This is a genomic window from Rhodobacter sp. 4.3.4, assembly GCF_058724655.1.
The window spans coordinates 2,818,775-2,834,080 of record NZ_CM178967.1 but is presented as its reverse complement, the minus strand read 5'-3'; the positions used below and the strand labels follow the sequence as shown (position 1 = coordinate 2,834,080).

Genomic DNA, 15,306 nt, shown 5'->3' with positions numbered 1-15,306 from the left:
TGTTGGGCCGCCTGCTTCTGATCCTGACGCTTGCGCTTGCAGGCTGCGCTGCGCGTCCGGGGCCGGAAGTTCTGGCCCCCGATGCCGGTGCCCTGCCCGAGGGCGCCCGCCTTGTCCGGGTGCTGACCATGACCACCCGCGCGCCCGAGGCAAATCTGCCGGGGGCCTTTGGCGACTCTCGCTCCATCCGGCCAAGCTGGCTGGAATACGAGGTCTCGGTGCCGCCTGGCCATCGGCCGGGAAAGATTGAATGGCCGGATCGCAATGGCAGCAGCGCCGACCGGAATTTCGTGATGCGCAGCCGGCAGACGCTTAGCCGTGACGCCTTTGCAAAGCGTCTCTCGCGCGAGGGGGTCGGGCTGTATGTCCACGGCGTCAACACCCGCTTTCATGAGGCCTTGTTCCGTACCGCGCAGCTTTCGGTCGATGCGCATATCGAGGAAAAGCCCGTCCTTTTTACATGGCCCTCGGCAGGCTATCCGGGCGCCTATCTGGCTGATCGTGACGCGTCTGACTTTTCCCGCGCGGCGCTTGCCGATCTGCTGCGGCTTTTGACAAAGGGTCGGTCCGCTTCCGACGCGGTGCCGGTGCTGGCTCACAGCATGGGCGCGCGGCTGACGATGGAGACGCTGGTGCAACTGCGTCTTGCCGGGCGGGACGATGTGCTGGACCGGATCGAGGTCATCCTTGCCGCCCCGGATATTGATATCGATCTTTTCCGCGCCCAGATGGTCAGCCTTGGGCCGATGAAGCATCCCATCACGGTGCTCGTCTCCTCGGACGATCTGGCGCTGAAACTGTCGTCGCGGCTTTCGGCACGTCGGATACGGCTTGGGCTTGTCGATGTGCGTGATCCGGCGGTCCAGCGCCTGGCGGTCGCGACCGGAATACGGATCGTGGATATTACCGATATTCCGACCGATGATCCCGCCCACAGCCGCTATGTCGGCCTGCTTTCCGGCGAGGCCGGGGCTGTGGTTGAAAACACCCTTTTCGGTGAGGTACGCTTGGCTGGGGCCTTTGTCTTCAATCAGGTCGGTGGTGTCTTCACTGGCATCGGTGATGTGCTGGCGGATTGAGGCCGCGGCCTTGGCCCGGCGTTGGTGCCAGCGGCATTGGCCGGGTCATGGCCTCGACGTCGCGCCGTTTTGCCGGTAATCGTCCATGATGATCAGGGCAGGGACAGGGGATTCCGTGTCCGCCGCCGGACGCCGATGCTTTGCCTGTTCAGTCCGGGGGCGGCTGTTTCGGCGGTTTGACGGCGCTTTACGACATGTCGTCGGCATCGGGCCTTGGGCGCAATGCCTATGTTCAAGAAAAATCTTGAACTCTTTGATTTCGATCAACACTCGTTGATAGTTCTGTGCTAACTCCCGCCGGTAAATTGGAGACGCGACATGGCCCTTACTCCCAAATCAGATGGCTCGGGTGCAACCGGCGATGAAAGCCTTGGCATCGAGGCTTTTCAGGCCGTTGACCGCATACGAGAGGCGCTCTCGGGACAGCTCAGCGGCGGGGTCTCGCCCGGCTCGCTGATGATGGCCTATGTCGACTGGGCCTTTCATCTGGCGCAGGCACCGGGCAAGCAGATGGAACTGGGCGTCAAGGCGGGCCGCAAATGGCAGCGTCTCATGGCGCATCTGATGGCCTCGGCGATGGATCCGCAGGCCGCGCCGGTCATCACGCCCTTGCCGGGCGACCGCCGTTTCGCCGGTGAAGCCTGGGCGAAACCGCCCTTCAGCTGGATGTCGCAGGCTTTCCTGCTGCAGCAGCAATGGCTGCATAACGTCACCCATGAGGTTCCGGGCGTGACGAAGCACCACGAGGATGTGGTGTCTTTTGCCGCGAAACAGATACTTGATGTCTGTGCGCCTTCGAACAACCCTTTTACCAATCCCGAGGTTGTGGCACGGACCTGGGCTACCGGAGGCATGAACCTTGTGAAGGGCTGGCAGAACTGGCTGCAGGACGTCGTCCGCCAGATCCGGCAGGAGCCGCCAGAGGGTGTCGAGGCCTTTACACCGGGTCGCGATGTGGCGGTGACGCCGGGCAAGGTAATCTTCCGCAACCACCTGATCGAACTGATCCAGTATACGCCCACGACAGAAACCGTGCACCCCGAGCCGGTGCTGATCGTTCCGGCCTGGATCATGAAATACTATATCCTCGACCTCAGCCCGGAGAATTCACTGATCCGCTGGCTGGTGGCGCAGGGCCACACGGTTTTCGCCATTTCCTGGCGCAATCCGGGTGCAGAGGATCGTGATCTGACGCTGGAGGATTATCGCCGGCTGGGCGTGATGGCCGCGTTGGATGAGATCACCCGTCTAATGCCCGATCAGAAAATCCACGCCACCGGCTATTGTCTGGGTGGCACTTTGCTGTCGATCGCGGCGGCTGCCATGGCGGGGAAGGGGGACGCGCGTCTCGCCTCGCTGACGCTGCTTGCCGCGCAGGTCGATTTCGCCGAACCGGGCGAGCTTGCGTTGTTCATCGACCCAAGCCAGCTGCATCTTCTTGAAAGCATGATGTGGAACCGCGGCTATCTCTCTGCCGATCAGATGGCGGGGGCGTTTCAGCTTTTGCGCTCGAATGACCTCATCTGGTCCCGGATGGTGCGCGATTACATGATGGGCGAGCGGACGGCGATGAATGATCTCATGGCCTGGAATGCCGACAGCACCCGGATGCCCTATCGGATGCATGCCGAATATCTGCGCAGGCTTTATCTGAATAATGAGCTTTCTTCGGGACGCTTCACCGCCGGGGGCAAGACAGTTCTGTTGCAGAACATCCGGGTGCCGATCTTTGCCGTCGGGACCGAGCGCGATCATGTCGCACCCTGGAAGTCGGTCTACAAAATCCACCAGTTCACCGATTGCGAGGTGACTTTCGCGCTGACGTCGGGCGGGCATAATGCGGGGATCGTCTCTCCTCCCGGTCACCCGCGCCGCCGCTACCGGCTGGCGACCCGCGCCCATGACGACGCGCTTTTGCCGCCCGAGACCTGGGTCGAGGCCAATCCTGCAACCGAGGGTTCGTGGTGGACGCCCTGGCAGGCCTGGCTTGCCGCGCGTTCGGGTGCCCCCGCCGCGCCGCCCGCAATGGGCAACGCGCTGGCAGATGCGCCCGGCACATATGTTTTCCAGAGGTGACAAGATGACCGGCACTCTGACCAACTATCTGTTTCACCAGATGAAAATCGGCGACCGCGCCAGTCTTGTCCGCCACGTCGGTCCCAAGGATATTGAATTGTTCGCCGCTGTTTCCGGCGACGCCAACCCCGCGCATCTGGATGCCGGTTTCGCCGCCCATGGGCCGTTTGGCCATGTCGTGGTGCACGGCATGTGGACTGCGGCGCTGATTTCGGCGGTGCTGGGCACCCGCCTGCCGGGGCCGGGGACGATCTATCTCGACCAGCAGATCCGCTTTAACAAGCCGGTTTCGCCAGGCGATACCATCACCGCCGAAGTTGAAGTGGCCGAGCTGATCGAGGGCAAGAACCGTGTCCGCCTGACGACCACCGCCCGCAATCAGCGGGGCGAGGTGGTGCTTTCGGGCGAGGCGCTGGTGCTGGCCCCGGTCGAGCAGGTGACCTGGGTGCCGGGTGACCTTCCCGAGGCGGTGGTCTTGCCGAAGGGGCGCTGGCAGGGCTTTGTCGAAGAGGCCCGCGCATTGCCCCCGGTGCGGGCGGCGGTGGTGCATCCCTGTTCGAAATCCGCGATCCTTGGCGCGATCGAGGTGCGCGACGAAGGCCTGCTTGACCCGATCCTGATCGGTCCCGGCGCAAAGATTCGCGCGGCGGCCGCCGAGGCCGGGGTCTCGCTTGACGGCTTCCGGATCGAGGAGACAGAGCACAGCCATGCAGCGGCGGCGCGGGCGGTGGAACTGGCGGCCTGTGGCAACGTCCAGGTGCTGGTCAAGGGCAGCCTGCATTCCGATGAACTGCTTGCGGCGGTGGTTTCGAAAAGCGGCGGCCTGCGCACCGAACGCCGGATCAGCCATGTCTATGCGATGGATGTGCCCGCCTATCGCAAGCCGGTGATCGTCACCGATGCCGCGATCAATATCGCACCGACATTAGAGCATAAGCGCGACATCTGCCAGAATGCCGTCGATCTGATGCGGCTTCTGGGGCGCGATCAGCCGAAGGTCGCGGTGCTGGCGGCGGTCGAGACGGTGAACGCGACGATGCCCGCCACGCTGGATGCCGCCGCGCTGACGGTGATGGCGGCTCGAGGCCAGATCACGGGCGCGCTGGTTGACGGGCCGCTGGCCTTCGACAATGCGATCAGCCCCGAGGCGGTGGCGACGAAGGGCATCGTCTCGCAGGTGGCGGGCGAGGCCGATATTCTTGTGGTGCCGGATCTCGAGGCCGGGAACATGCTTGCCAAACAGCTGATCTATTTCGCGGGCGCCACGGCCGCGGGGCTGGTTCTGGGCGCACGGGTGCCAATCGTTCTGACAAGCCGGGCGGATCCTTTATCGGCCCGCATCGCCTCGGCTGCGCTGGCCAAGCTGGTCGCGGTCCGCAAAGCGGAGGGGAAGGCGTGACCCGCGATCTGATCCTGACATTCAACACCGGATCCTCGACTATCAAGCTGGGGTTTTACGCACTGGAGGCCGCCGCGCCGCGCCCGCTGGCGTCGGGCGTGATCGATTTCCGCGATGAGCCTTTCGAAGTGCGCCTGACGCGCGAGGGCAAGACCTTTTCAGGCCCGATCACAGCGGATCCCGGCGATCTGACAGCCGTGCTGAACCAGGCTTTTGCCTGGCTGGCCGGGCATTTCAATCTTTCGCGCCTTGCGGTGATCGGCCATCGGGTTGTGCATGGCGGCGATGTCTTCACAGGACCAGCCCGGATCACCGATCAGGTGATCGCGCAGATCGACGCGCTGGCGCGGCTTGCGCCGCTGCATCAGCCGCAAAGCCTTGCGCTGATCCGGGCGATGCGGGGGCTTTACCCCGATGTGCCACAGACAGCCTCTTTCGACACGGCGTTTCATGCCACCAACCCGCCCCTGATCCGCCGCTTTGCCCTGCCGCGCGCGCTTTATGATCAGGGGATCAAGCGCTATGGCTTTCATGGTCTCTCCTACCGCTATATCGCCGGGCAACTGGGCGATCTGGCCACCGATGCAAAGGTGGTCGCCGCACATCTGGGCAGCGGCGCAAGCCTTTGTGCGATCCGGGGCGGCAAGAGCATCGACAGCTCGATGGGGTTTTCGACGCTGGACGGCATCCCGATGGCGACGCGTTCGGGTGCGCTGGACCCCGGCGTGATCCTGCATCTGATGGGCGAAATGGGGCAAAGCCTGAAACAGGTCGAGACCATGCTCTATCGTGAAAGCGGCCTTCTGGGCGTGTCGGGTTTCGAGGCTGACAGCCGCGAGCTGATGGCCAGCACGCGCCCAGAGGCTGCCGAGGCGATCGACCTCTTTTGCCTGCGCATCGCGGGCGAGGTGGCACGGTTGGCGACCAGCATGGGCGGGATCGATGCGCTGGTCTTCACGGCAGGAATCGGCGAGCATCAGCCCGGTATCCGCGCCCGTGTCGCCGCGCGGCTGGCCTGGCTTGGGGCAGAGCTTGACCCCGATGCCAATGAAGCAGGGTCGCGCAGGATCAGCACCGCCGCCAGCCGGGTGCAGCTTCTTGTCATTCCGACCGATGAGGAAAGCATCATCGCCCAGGAGGCCGTCAGCGAAGAGGCAGCGACATGATTGATCTGAAAGGCAAACGCGGCCTCGTGGTTGGCGTGGCGAATGAGGCCAGCATCGCCGCCGGTTGCGCCAGGGCCTTTCGCGCGGCGGGGGCAGAGCTGGCGCTGACCTTTCTTAATGAAAAGGCCCGGCCATGGGTCGAACCCGTGGCGCAGGAAGTGGGTGCGCCGCTGTTCCTTCCTTGCGATGTGCGTGAACCCGGCCAGTTGGAAGCCGTGTTTGACCGAATTACCGCTGAATGGGGGCGGCTTGATTTTCTGCTTCATGCCATCGCCTTCGCCCCGCGCGAGGATCTGCACACCAGCGTTGTCAACGCTTCGGCCGAAGGTTTTGCGACGGCGATGGATATCTCTTGCCACTCCTTCCTGCGCATGGCGCGGCTGGCGCGGCCTTTGATGCAGGCGGGTGGTTCGCTGATCACGGTCAGCTTTTACGGCGCGGATCGGGTGGTCGAGAATTACAACCTCATGGGTCCGGTAAAGGCCGCGCTGGAGGCTTCGGTCCGCTATGCGGCGGCCGATCTGGCGGGCGAAGGGATTCGTGCCTTTTCGCTTTCAACCGGTCCGGTCAAGACCCGCGCCGCCTCGGGGATCGACCGGTTCGATGCGCTGATGGATAAGATTCGCGCCCGTACGCCTGCGGGAAAACTGGTAAGCATCGAAGAGATCGGTACGCTGGCGGCCTTTCTGGCAACCGAGGCCGCAAGTCCCATGAGCGGATCGGTGGTCTATGCCGATAACGGATTTCACACCACCGCCTGAGGCAGGCGCGGGGCCCCGCCCTTGACCGGAAGGCGGATCCGGGGCAAAGCGGAATCAACATCAGTTGACAGCATTCTGACAGGCGCCGCCGCGTGACCTTCTTTACGGTTCATCCCTTCCATTCCTTCAATCTTGCCGTGGTCTTGCTGATCGCGGGCAAGATCCTGACCCTGAACATTGATCTTCTGCGCCGCTATTCGATCCCCGAGCCGGTGGCGGGCGGCTTTCTCTGTATCGCGGTAACGGGGCTCCTCTGGGCGCTGTTCGATCTGAAGGTCTCATTCGAGGTGGGGATCCGTGATTTCCTGCTGCTGGTGTTCTTTGCCGGTATCGGGCTGAAATCCGATATCCGCACGCTGCTTGCGGGGGGCAGGCCGTTGGTGATCCTGTTGATCCTTGCGACCAGCTTCATCCTTTTGCAGAACTTCGCGGGGATGGGGCTGGCGAGGCTCTTTGGAATGGAGCCGAAGGCCGGGCTGATGGTCGGCTCGGTTTCGCTGACCGGCGGCGTTGGCACCACGCTGGCCTGGGCACCGATATTCGCCGAAAAGCTGGGGATCACGAATGCGCTGGAACTGGGGGTCGCGGCCAATACTGTCGGGCTAATCGCGGCCTGTGTGATCGGCGGGCCGATTGCGGCGCTCCTGATCCGGCGGGGCGGGCTGAAGGCGGAAAACAAGCGCGATCTGGACATCGGCGTTCCGAATGAGGGGCGCGCGGTCCGGATGGATTACTTCTGCATCCTCTGGTCGATCCTGGCGCTGAATGTCACCGTGCTGATCGGGCTGGCGCTGCATGAGGCGATCACGGCGGCCGGCGTCACGCTTCCAGCCTTTGTCAGCTGCCTTGTCGCGGGGATCGTGCTGCGCAACCTTTTGCCGCTGGCCCCGAGGCGGTTAGTGCGGCGGATCTGGCCTGGGGTCGATGATGCGCTGGCGCTGATCTCGGATCTGTCACTCGGGCTTTTCCTGATCATGGCGCTGATGGGCCTGCAGGTCTGGGAGCTGAACGGCGTCCTTCTGTTCATTACCGCCGCCCTTGTGATGCAGATCCTGCTGACGGTCGGATTCACGATTTGGGTCGTGTTCCCCGCGATGGGGCGCGATTATGAGGCGGCGGTGATCTCGGCCGGGTTTGGCGGTATCACGCTCGGCTCAACCGCCACCGCCATCGCCAATATGACCGCCGTGGCGCAGCAACATGGCGCGGCGCACCGGGCCTTTGTGATCGTGCCGCTGGTCTGCGGCTTTTTCATCGATATCGTCAACGCGCTGATCATCTCGGCGCTGGTCGGCTAGGGTGTGTTGACGTTCACCGGAGTCGGATGACGGTTGCGGCGAGAGCAATGAAGGCGCTGAAACTTTCATCAGTCTTGCAGCAGCGCATGGCGATGCCTCTGTATTCCTTGAGCCTGCCGAAGAGGTTCTCGATCAGGTGCCGCCACTTGCAGGTTTCGCGGTCGAATTCGGCGGGGAAGCGGCGGTTGGACTTTGGCGGAATGACCGGCTCGATCCCTGCACCGGTTAGCGCCTCGCGCAGCCAATCGGCATCGAACGCCCGGTCGGCAAGAAGTTGGCCACACGTCAGGCCATCGATCAGCGCCCCTGTGCCGCGCAGATCATGGGCCTGTCCCGGCAGCAGCCGAAAGTCGGTCAGGTTGCCGACCGCATCGGCCAAAGCCATGATCTTGGTTGTTATCCCTCCGCGAGAGCGCCCGATGGCCTGGCTTTGCGTTCCCCTTTTGCGCCCTGTCCGTGGCGGTGAACCTTGACGATGCTGCCGTCGATCATGGCGTATCCAAAATCGGCATCTTCAGCCAGGGCTCGGAACATGCGGTAGAACGCATCGGCCTTTACCCATCGCCGGAACCGCTTGAACACTGAGTTCCACTTGCCGAAATCCGCCGGCAAGTCGCGCCATGGACAACCGGTCCGGACTATCCAGAGAACCGTCTCAACAAAAAGCCGAGGGGCGGGGCCGGTGCGGCCAGGGTCACATTCCCGGCCAAGGCAATGTGGAGCGATAAGTGCCCATTGTGTGTCGGTCAACGTCGTGCGGATCAAGGTTGCCTCCCATTTGGCAGCCTTGAATCAGCCAGCGATCAGTTTGGAAATCCTCAAACGTCAACACGCCCTAGTCATCTGGAACCGAATTTGCCATCATTGATGGGAGGCGAATTTCGGGGTGCGGTATGCGGGGTCGGGCATCGGTTGCGATTGAACTGAGCAATGAGGAGCGCGGCTTTCTGGAAGCCCAGTTGCGCAAGCATAAGGCAGCGCGGTCGCTTTCGGACAGGTGCCGGATCATTCTGAGATGCGCGGATGGCCTGATCAGCAAGGCGATCGCCGCCGAACTGGGCCATTCCGAACATACTGTCGGCAAGTGGCGGCGACGGTTTGCCGAAGACCGCCTCGAAGGGTTGTCGGACGAGTACCGCGCGGGCCGTCCGCGCACCGTGTCCGATGAGCAAGTGGCCGACGTCATCAACGCACTTTGGAAACCACGCCGAAGGATGCGACGCATTGGTCGATCCGTTCGATGTCAACGGAAACGGGGCTGTCGCATACGACCGTTCGGCGTATCTGGAACGCCTTCGGTCTTCAGCCTCATCGCGCTGAAACCTTCAAGCTCTCAACCGATCCTCTGTTCGTGGACAAGGTGCAGGACGTGGTCGGTCTCTACATGTCACCGCCGAACCGGGCTATCGTTCTATGCGTGGACGAAAAATCCCAAATCCAGGCGCTGGATCGCGAGCAGCCCGTCCTGCCCATGGCGCCTGGTGTCCCCGAACGACGCACCCACACCTACACCCGGAACGGCACCACGTCGCTGTTCGCCGCCCTCGACATCGCCACCGGCGCAGTGATCGGAAAATGCTACAAACGCCACCGTGCCACCGAGTTCCTCGACTTCCTGAAGCAAATTGACCGGCAGATGCCCGAAGGGCCGGACGTACACCTGGTCATGGACAACTACGCTACGCACAAAACCCCACGCGTGAAGGCCTGGCTGGCGCGACGTCCCCATTGGCACGTGCATTTCACGCCGACATTGGCAAGCTGGTTGAACCAGGTCGAACGCTGGTTTGCTGAACTAACCCGCAAGCAGATCCAACGCGGCGTACATCGCTCGGTCGCTGAGTTGGAAGCCGACATTGTCGCCTTCATCAACGCGCACAACGAAAACCCGAAGCCTTATCGTTGGGTGAAATCCGCCGATGAAATCCTCGCATCAGTCCGACGATTCTGCCAGAAAACACTGCCAACAACTTTAGACTCACGTGACTAGCGATTGTGTCTATTGATCAACCTCTAGATGCCATACCTCGCCTGTTTTCAGGACGGCAATTGCGATAGTGATCAGCCGGCGCGCGATGGTGATGATGACGCCCTTAACAGGCTGCTGAAGAAGTCCGCCCTCGACGCGGTTTGAGGAACATGATTCACCCTCGGGACGACAACGGCGGGGGTGACGATGCGCGGGACGGACGAGACGAGCGGGTCGCTGTTCAGCTATGTCGATCTTGAGGCGCGGATCCCGGCACGGCATCCGCTGCGCAAGATCCGGCAGGTGGTGAACGAGGCGCTGGCCAGCCTCGATCCCGAGTTCGAGTCGCTTTACACCGACTTCGGCCGTCCCTCGATCCCGCCGGAACGGCTGATCCGGGCGAGCTTGATCCAGATCCTGTTCTCGGTCCGCTCCGAGCGGCAGTTGATGGAGCAGATGCAGTATAACCTGCTGTTCCGCTGGTTCGTGGGGCTGGGCGTCGACGATCCCGTCTGGGTATCGACGGTGTTCACCAAGAACCGCGATCGGCTGCTGACGACGGAGATGTCGCGCAAGGTGATGGCCGCGATCCTGGCGCATCGTGAGGTCGCGCCGTTGTTGTCCGACGACCACTTCTCGGTGGATGGGACGCTGGTCAAGGCCTGGGCTTCGATGAAGAGCTTTCAGGCCAGGACGGGGGACACTCCGCCCGAGGACGACGGCTCGGGTGATCCGCCCGGACCTGAGGGCACCCCCGAAGACCAGCCTGAACCGACCCAAGCCGAGTCAGCCCCGATGCTCCGCCACACCCGCCAGCACCGCAACGTCGAGGTCGATTTCCGGGGCGAAAAGCGCTCGAACGCCACCCATGCGTCGACCACCGACCCGGACGCCCGGCTCTACAATAAGTCTCCCGGAACCGGCGCGATGCTGTGCTTCATCGGGCATGCGCTGATGGAGAACCGCAGCGGCCTGATCGTCCAGGGCGACCTGACCCGGGCCGACGGCCGTGCCGAACGGCGTGCCGCGCTGGACATGATCCACCGCCATTCCCCCGGATCGGCCCGGCGGCTGACGCTTGGGGCAGACAAGGGATATGACGCGGCCGGGTTTGTCACCGACCTGCGGCTCGCCTGCGTGACCCCGCATGTCGCCCGGAAGTCGCGACATTCAGCGATCGACGGCCGCACCACCCGGCATGAGAGCCATGCCCTGTCCCAGAAACACCGCAAGCGCATCGAGGAGGCTTTCGGCTGGGCCAAGACCGTCGGTGGCATGGCTCAGACCGTCTATCGCGGCGTCGAGCGGGTGCGATCCCGCTTCATCCTGACGATGGCCGCTAACAACCTCGCCCGACTGCCCCGGCTGCTGGCCGCATAAGCCGAAAGCCGGCATCGGGCGCGAACGCCGTTTCTCAGGAACGGGCCGGACGCGAAAGGCCGCCGTCCATCCAACGGAAAAACGTTCCGGCACGGCGACTAATTCAGCGACCTGTTAGGGAAGCAGTGGCTGGAGAAGGTCCGACGTCAGACCCATCCCCTCCGCCACTTGCACATCGCAAACCCGAAAACAGGTCCCTCGCGGGGCCTTTTTCTTTATGTGCCAAAGGGGTTTGCAAAAACCATCCGCCCTTCGGAGACTGGCCAACCGCCCGAGATCAGTCTCCGAACGCCCACCGTCTCTTTCCACCCGCCCCTCGCTCTCGGCGAGACGGGTTCAAAGAACCCATACATTTCAGCGAACTAATGCGGTCGCGCTGCGCCCCTGTTTCGCTGGTTCCGGCTTGTCTCGAAGCATTCGGAGACGCGACACGGGCGGCGTAGTGGTTGGTATGTCTTGGGAGTTTTGCGCGAAGTCTCTGATGACAAACGCAGTTTCGGCCCCTAGCCTGGCGCAATGTCGAACGGGCCCTGGACAGATCAAGAGAACGACCTGATCGTCGCGGATTATTTCGCGATGCTGGCAGACGACGTCTCTGGTCGCCCCTACAACAAGGCCGAGCATCGGCGCGGGCTTTTGCCGCTGTTGAACGATCGGTCCGAGGGATCGGTCGAGTTCAAGCACCAGAACATCAGCGCCGTGCTGAAGGGGCTGGGTGAGGACTGGATCTCGGGCTACAAGCCCGCCTTCAATTTCCAGATGACGTTGGTGGATGCTGTGGCGCGTTGGCTGGCGCTGAACCCGGCCTGGCTCGGTCGCCATTCGCGTACAGTAGCGCCGACTGGCCTGGCCGACGCCGCGCCGATCTGGATCGGGGCGCCGCCCACGCTGTCGAACCAGCCTCCTCCGCAGGAGCTGGAGCAGATGCTGCACATCGCCCGCAAATTCGATGTTGCGGCGAGAGACGAGCGAAACCGCGCCCTCGGCCGTGCCGGTGAGGAACGCGTGCTGGCGCACGAACGTGCAGCCCTCAAATCAGCGGGCCGCGACGATCTGGCGCGCAAGGTCAGGTGGGTGTCGGAGGAGGATGGCGATGGTGCCGGCTACGATATCGCCAGCTTCGCGCCGGATGGCCGTCCGCGCCTGATCGAGGTGAAGACGACGAATGGCTGGGAACGCACACCCTTCCACATCAGCCGCAACGAGCTGGCCGTGGCCGAGGAACGCCGGTCGGAATGGTCCCTTTTCCGCCTGTGGAACTTTGCGCGTGAGCCGAAGGCGTTCGAGCTGCACCCGCCGCTGGACGCGCATGTCTCGCTGACCGCGACGTCCTTTCAGGCGAGTTTTCACTAGTTGGGCTAATGTGTTTTCGTCGGGTAATGATGGGTCAGCAAGAGCCTTCGGCGTTCCTGAAGGTGATGGAGAAAGTGGATTCACATCTCGCACTCGACTGGCTATTAGGAGTAATGCAGAACATATCCCACGCCGTCATGGCGCAACGCCATGAACCAAAAGACAGCCCCGATGACTTCCCAACGCCACCGTGGGCAACCCGCGCGCTGTTGCAGCACGTGATCCGCGACCCTAATCTTTCCCGTCTGACCTGCCTTGAGCCGGCATGTGGCAGAGGCTACATGAGCCGCCCGTTGTTGGAGAAATTCCAGCGCGTAGACTCAGCCGACCTAATCGATTACGGCTACGGTGAAGTGAGGGACTTTCTCACGTATCCCTACTTGGCCGGATCTCACGATTGGGTAATTACAAATCCACCGTTTAAGCTAGCACAAGAATTCATCGAGCGAGCCATGACTGTCGCAAACAGCGGCGTCGCTATTTTGGCGCGAACGGTATTTCTTGAAAGCGTCGGCAGATATGAGGCGCTATTCAAGAACATCCCTCCGACCTATTTCGCTCAATTCACCGAACGCGTTCCGATGGTCAAAGGACGCGTGGACCGAAAAGCCTCTACAGCTACAGGCTATGCATGGTTTGTCTGGAAAAAGGACGAACCCCAAATCAGTTCGGAATTGGTGTGGATCCCGCCCTGCCGACGTCAACTTGAGAAAGACGACGATTACGATTAAGCCTCGTGGCGGTCGTAGGCTGCGAGACCTTCCTGTAATGCCTTTTTTGCCGCTTCGATGTCATTCGCGTTCAAGGCGTCCAATGCCTTTTTCGCGAATGCACGTACGCGCCGTCCTTTCGGTCCTGGCGCGCCTTTGGGAGGCAAATCAGCCGCTGGTGCAGCCGCTATACTCCCGTGGGAACCCTGTTCAATCTCAGCTATTCGTGCCTGGTTTTCGCCAAACCAAGCCGCAATGTCGTGGCGCTTGTCGCCTCGAGCCACCATGCCCAAGACTATCGCCGCGTCTCTATTGGTAAGTGACATTCAGACCTCAATAAACCTCTCGATGTAAAGCTGCGCACGAACTCGCCATATTTCAAGTATTTTTGCTACTTGCCTTGATCGAACGAGCGTTTCATCTGCTCCTGCCATGTCTCCCCGGTCAGAAAACACAGGTCGTAGAGGCTGATCGTCGTCGCCTCGCGGCCGCAGGTCAGGCGTTTGAGCACCTCCGGCGCCAGATAGGCGAGGCGCAGTTGGCGGCTGACAGTAAGCGGTGTCCTGATCACACCGTGACGGGGTAATTCCATGGAAGCAGATCGTCGATCTGGCTCTGCTTGTGGCCTTTGACGATGGCTGTGAGCGTGGCTGACAGCCATGCGTGGGGATCGACGCCATTCATTTTACAGGTCTCGATGAGCGAGGCGATGACGGCCCAGTTTTCTGCTCCGGCGTCGTGTCCTGCGAAGAGGGCGTTTTTGCGGTTCAAGGCGATGGGGCGGATGGTGCGTTCGACGGTGTTGTTGTCGATCTCGACGCGGCCATCGGTGAGGAAGCGGCCAAGGCCGTTGCGGTATTTGGCGATGTAGGCGAGTGCCTCGCCCAAGGGCGATTTGGCCGAGGCGCGGGCGCGGTGGTGCGTCAGCCACTCGTCGATGCGGGCGAGGATCGGGGCGGAGCGATCCTGCCGAACGGATAGTCGGGTGGTGGGGTCGCTGCCGCGGATCTCGGCCTCGATGGCATAGAGATCGCGGATGTGGGCCACGCCTTCCTCGGCAATCGGCGCGGGTCCGGTGCGGGTGATCTCGATCAGCTTGCGGCGGGCATGGGCCCAGCAATGCGCCAGCTGGATGCCAGGACCTATCCGGTCCACGGCTATCAGGCGGTTGTAGCCGGCATAGCCATCGACCTGCAGGATGCCGCCGAAGCCCTGCAGTATCCGTTCAGCATGTTGCCCGCCCCGACCGGGGGCATAGGTGAAGACCACGCCCGGTGGTGACGTGCCGCCCCATGGTCGGTCATCGCGGGCCAGGGCCCAGAAGTATCCGGTCTTCGTCTTTCTCGCCCCCGGATCGAGGACCGGGGCACGGGTCTCATCCATGAAGAGCTTGGTTGACCGCTTCAGATCCGCCATCAGCGTGTCATGCACGGGACGCAGTTCGAAGGCCGCGCGGCCCACCCAGTCCGCAAGGGTGGAACGGTCGAGATCGACGCCTTGGCGGCCGTAGATCTGGGCCTGTCGATAGAGCGGAAGGTGATCGGCATACTTGCTTACCAGCACATGGGCGACCGTGGCCTCGGTGGGCATACCGCCCGGGATCAGCCGTGCAGGGGCAGCCGCCTGTGCAACGCCGTCGGTGCAGGACCGGCAGGCATATTTGGGGCGGCGGGTGACGATGACGCGGAACTGGGCTGGCACGATGTCGAGCCGTTCCGAGACGTCTTCCCCGATGCAATGCAGGCAGCCGCCACAGGCGCAGGTCAGGCTGTCCGGCTCGATGACCTCTTCGATGCGCGGCAGGTGTTTGGGCAGTGATCCACGGTTGGCAGCGCGCGGTTTGGCGGGACGCTTGGCAGCGTGATCCTCGGCATCCTCTTCGGCATGGATCACGGCCATGGCGGTTTCGAGGTCTTCCAGCGCCAGTTCGAACTGGTCCGGATCGCTCTTCTCCGACCGTCGCCCAAAGGCCGCCTGTTTGAAGGCCGCGACCAGCTTCTCCAGACGCGCGATCCGCTCATCCTTACGTTTGTCGCGTGCGTCCGCCGCGATCAGCATCGCCTTCAGCGCAGCAATTTCTTCAAGCAGATCAGCGGTCTTCGGCATGGCGCGGAT

13 protein-coding genes and 1 pseudogene are annotated in these 15,306 nt (G+C 62.5%); 10 read left to right on the top strand and 4 right to left on the bottom strand.

The features are described 5' to 3' along the window. Positions 1-2: 2 nt before the first annotated feature. The 6 genes from AC4PTB_RS13930 to gltS all read left to right on the top strand — a co-directional run bounded on the left by AC4PTB_RS13930 (position 3) and on the right by gltS (position 7,779). The gene (locus AC4PTB_RS13930; protein ID WP_492190511.1) at positions 3-1,079 is read left to right on the top strand and encodes an alpha/beta hydrolase; all 1,077 of its coding nucleotides are present in this window, start codon (positions 3-5) and stop codon (positions 1,077-1,079) included. Positions 1,080-1,397: 318 nt separating this feature from the next. Next, positions 1,398-3,155 (top strand): PHA/PHB synthase family protein, encoded by a 1,758-nt coding sequence (locus AC4PTB_RS13925; protein ID WP_051693716.1) that lies wholly within the window; start codon positions 1,398-1,400, stop codon positions 3,153-3,155. A gap of 4 nt (positions 3,156-3,159) precedes the next feature. Beyond that, positions 3,160-4,554, top strand: a complete 1,395-nt coding sequence (locus AC4PTB_RS13920) for a bifunctional enoyl-CoA hydratase/phosphate acetyltransferase (protein ID WP_097031787.1) — start codon at positions 3,160-3,162, stop codon at positions 4,552-4,554. Next, positions 4,551-5,720: an acetate/propionate family kinase gene (locus AC4PTB_RS13915; RefSeq protein WP_035745643.1), complete on the top strand. Its 1,170-nt coding sequence runs from the start codon at positions 4,551-4,553 to the stop codon at positions 5,718-5,720. The genes AC4PTB_RS13920 and AC4PTB_RS13915 overlap by 4 nt, the downstream gene beginning before the upstream one ends. Continuing rightward, complete coding sequence (gene fabI / locus AC4PTB_RS13910; protein WP_035745640.1) at positions 5,717-6,481, top strand: enoyl-ACP reductase FabI; 765 nt, start codon at positions 5,717-5,719, stop codon at positions 6,479-6,481. Before AC4PTB_RS13915 ends, fabI begins: the two co-directional genes overlap by 4 nt. Before the next feature lie 92 nt (positions 6,482-6,573). Further along, a complete protein-coding gene (gltS, locus tag AC4PTB_RS13905; RefSeq protein WP_099649423.1) occupies positions 6,574-7,779 on the top strand; it encodes a sodium/glutamate symporter in 1,206 nt (401 codons plus the stop codon). 13 nt (positions 7,780-7,792) lie between these two features. On the opposite strand, the gene AC4PTB_RS13900 is transcribed toward gltS, so the two are convergent. Beyond that, a protein-coding gene (locus tag AC4PTB_RS13900; RefSeq protein ID WP_492190510.1) for an IS5 family transposase occupies positions 7,793-8,544 on the bottom strand; the annotation gives its coding sequence in 2 pieces (ribosomal slippage) (positions 7,793-8,220 and positions 8,220-8,544; 753 coding nt in all). 128 nt (positions 8,545-8,672) lie between these two features. On the opposite strand from AC4PTB_RS13900, the pseudogene AC4PTB_RS13895 reads away from it, so the two are divergent. The 4 genes and pseudogenes from AC4PTB_RS13895 to AC4PTB_RS13880 all read left to right on the top strand — a co-directional run bounded on the left by AC4PTB_RS13895 (position 8,673) and on the right by AC4PTB_RS13880 (position 13,212). Beyond that, positions 8,673-9,769, top strand: a pseudogene (locus AC4PTB_RS13895) (IS630 family transposase). 186 nt (positions 9,770-9,955) lie between these two features. Further along, positions 9,956-11,128, top strand: a complete 1,173-nt coding sequence (locus tag AC4PTB_RS13890; protein WP_099649422.1) for an IS5 family transposase — start codon at positions 9,956-9,958, stop codon at positions 11,126-11,128. Positions 11,129-11,644: 516 nt separating this feature from the next. Next, positions 11,645-12,481, top strand: a complete 837-nt coding sequence (locus tag AC4PTB_RS13885; RefSeq protein WP_492190509.1) for a protein NO VEIN domain-containing protein — start codon at positions 11,645-11,647, stop codon at positions 12,479-12,481. Between the two features lie 65 nt (positions 12,482-12,546). Then, entirely contained in the window at positions 12,547-13,212 is a 666-nt protein-coding gene (locus tag AC4PTB_RS13880; RefSeq protein WP_492190508.1) for a class I SAM-dependent methyltransferase, read from the top strand. Here AC4PTB_RS13880 and AC4PTB_RS13875 read toward each other — a convergent pair. The 3 genes from AC4PTB_RS13875 to tnpC all read right to left on the bottom strand — a co-directional run bounded on the left by AC4PTB_RS13875 (position 13,209) and on the right by tnpC (position 15,297). Beyond that, positions 13,209-13,517, bottom strand: a complete 309-nt coding sequence (locus tag AC4PTB_RS13875; protein WP_492190507.1) for a hypothetical protein — start codon at positions 13,515-13,517, stop codon at positions 13,209-13,211. The two genes, AC4PTB_RS13880 and AC4PTB_RS13875, sit on opposite strands and share 4 nt — an antisense overlap. A 65-nt stretch (positions 13,518-13,582) precedes the next feature. Then, complete coding sequence (locus AC4PTB_RS13870) at positions 13,583-13,783, bottom strand: hypothetical protein (RefSeq protein ID WP_492190506.1); 201 nt, start codon at positions 13,781-13,783, stop codon at positions 13,583-13,585. Further along, complete coding sequence (gene tnpC, locus AC4PTB_RS13865) at positions 13,759-15,297, bottom strand: IS66 family transposase (protein WP_492190505.1); 1,539 nt, start codon at positions 15,295-15,297, stop codon at positions 13,759-13,761. Before tnpC ends, AC4PTB_RS13870 begins: the two co-directional genes overlap by 25 nt. Positions 15,298-15,306: the final 9 nt, after the last annotated feature.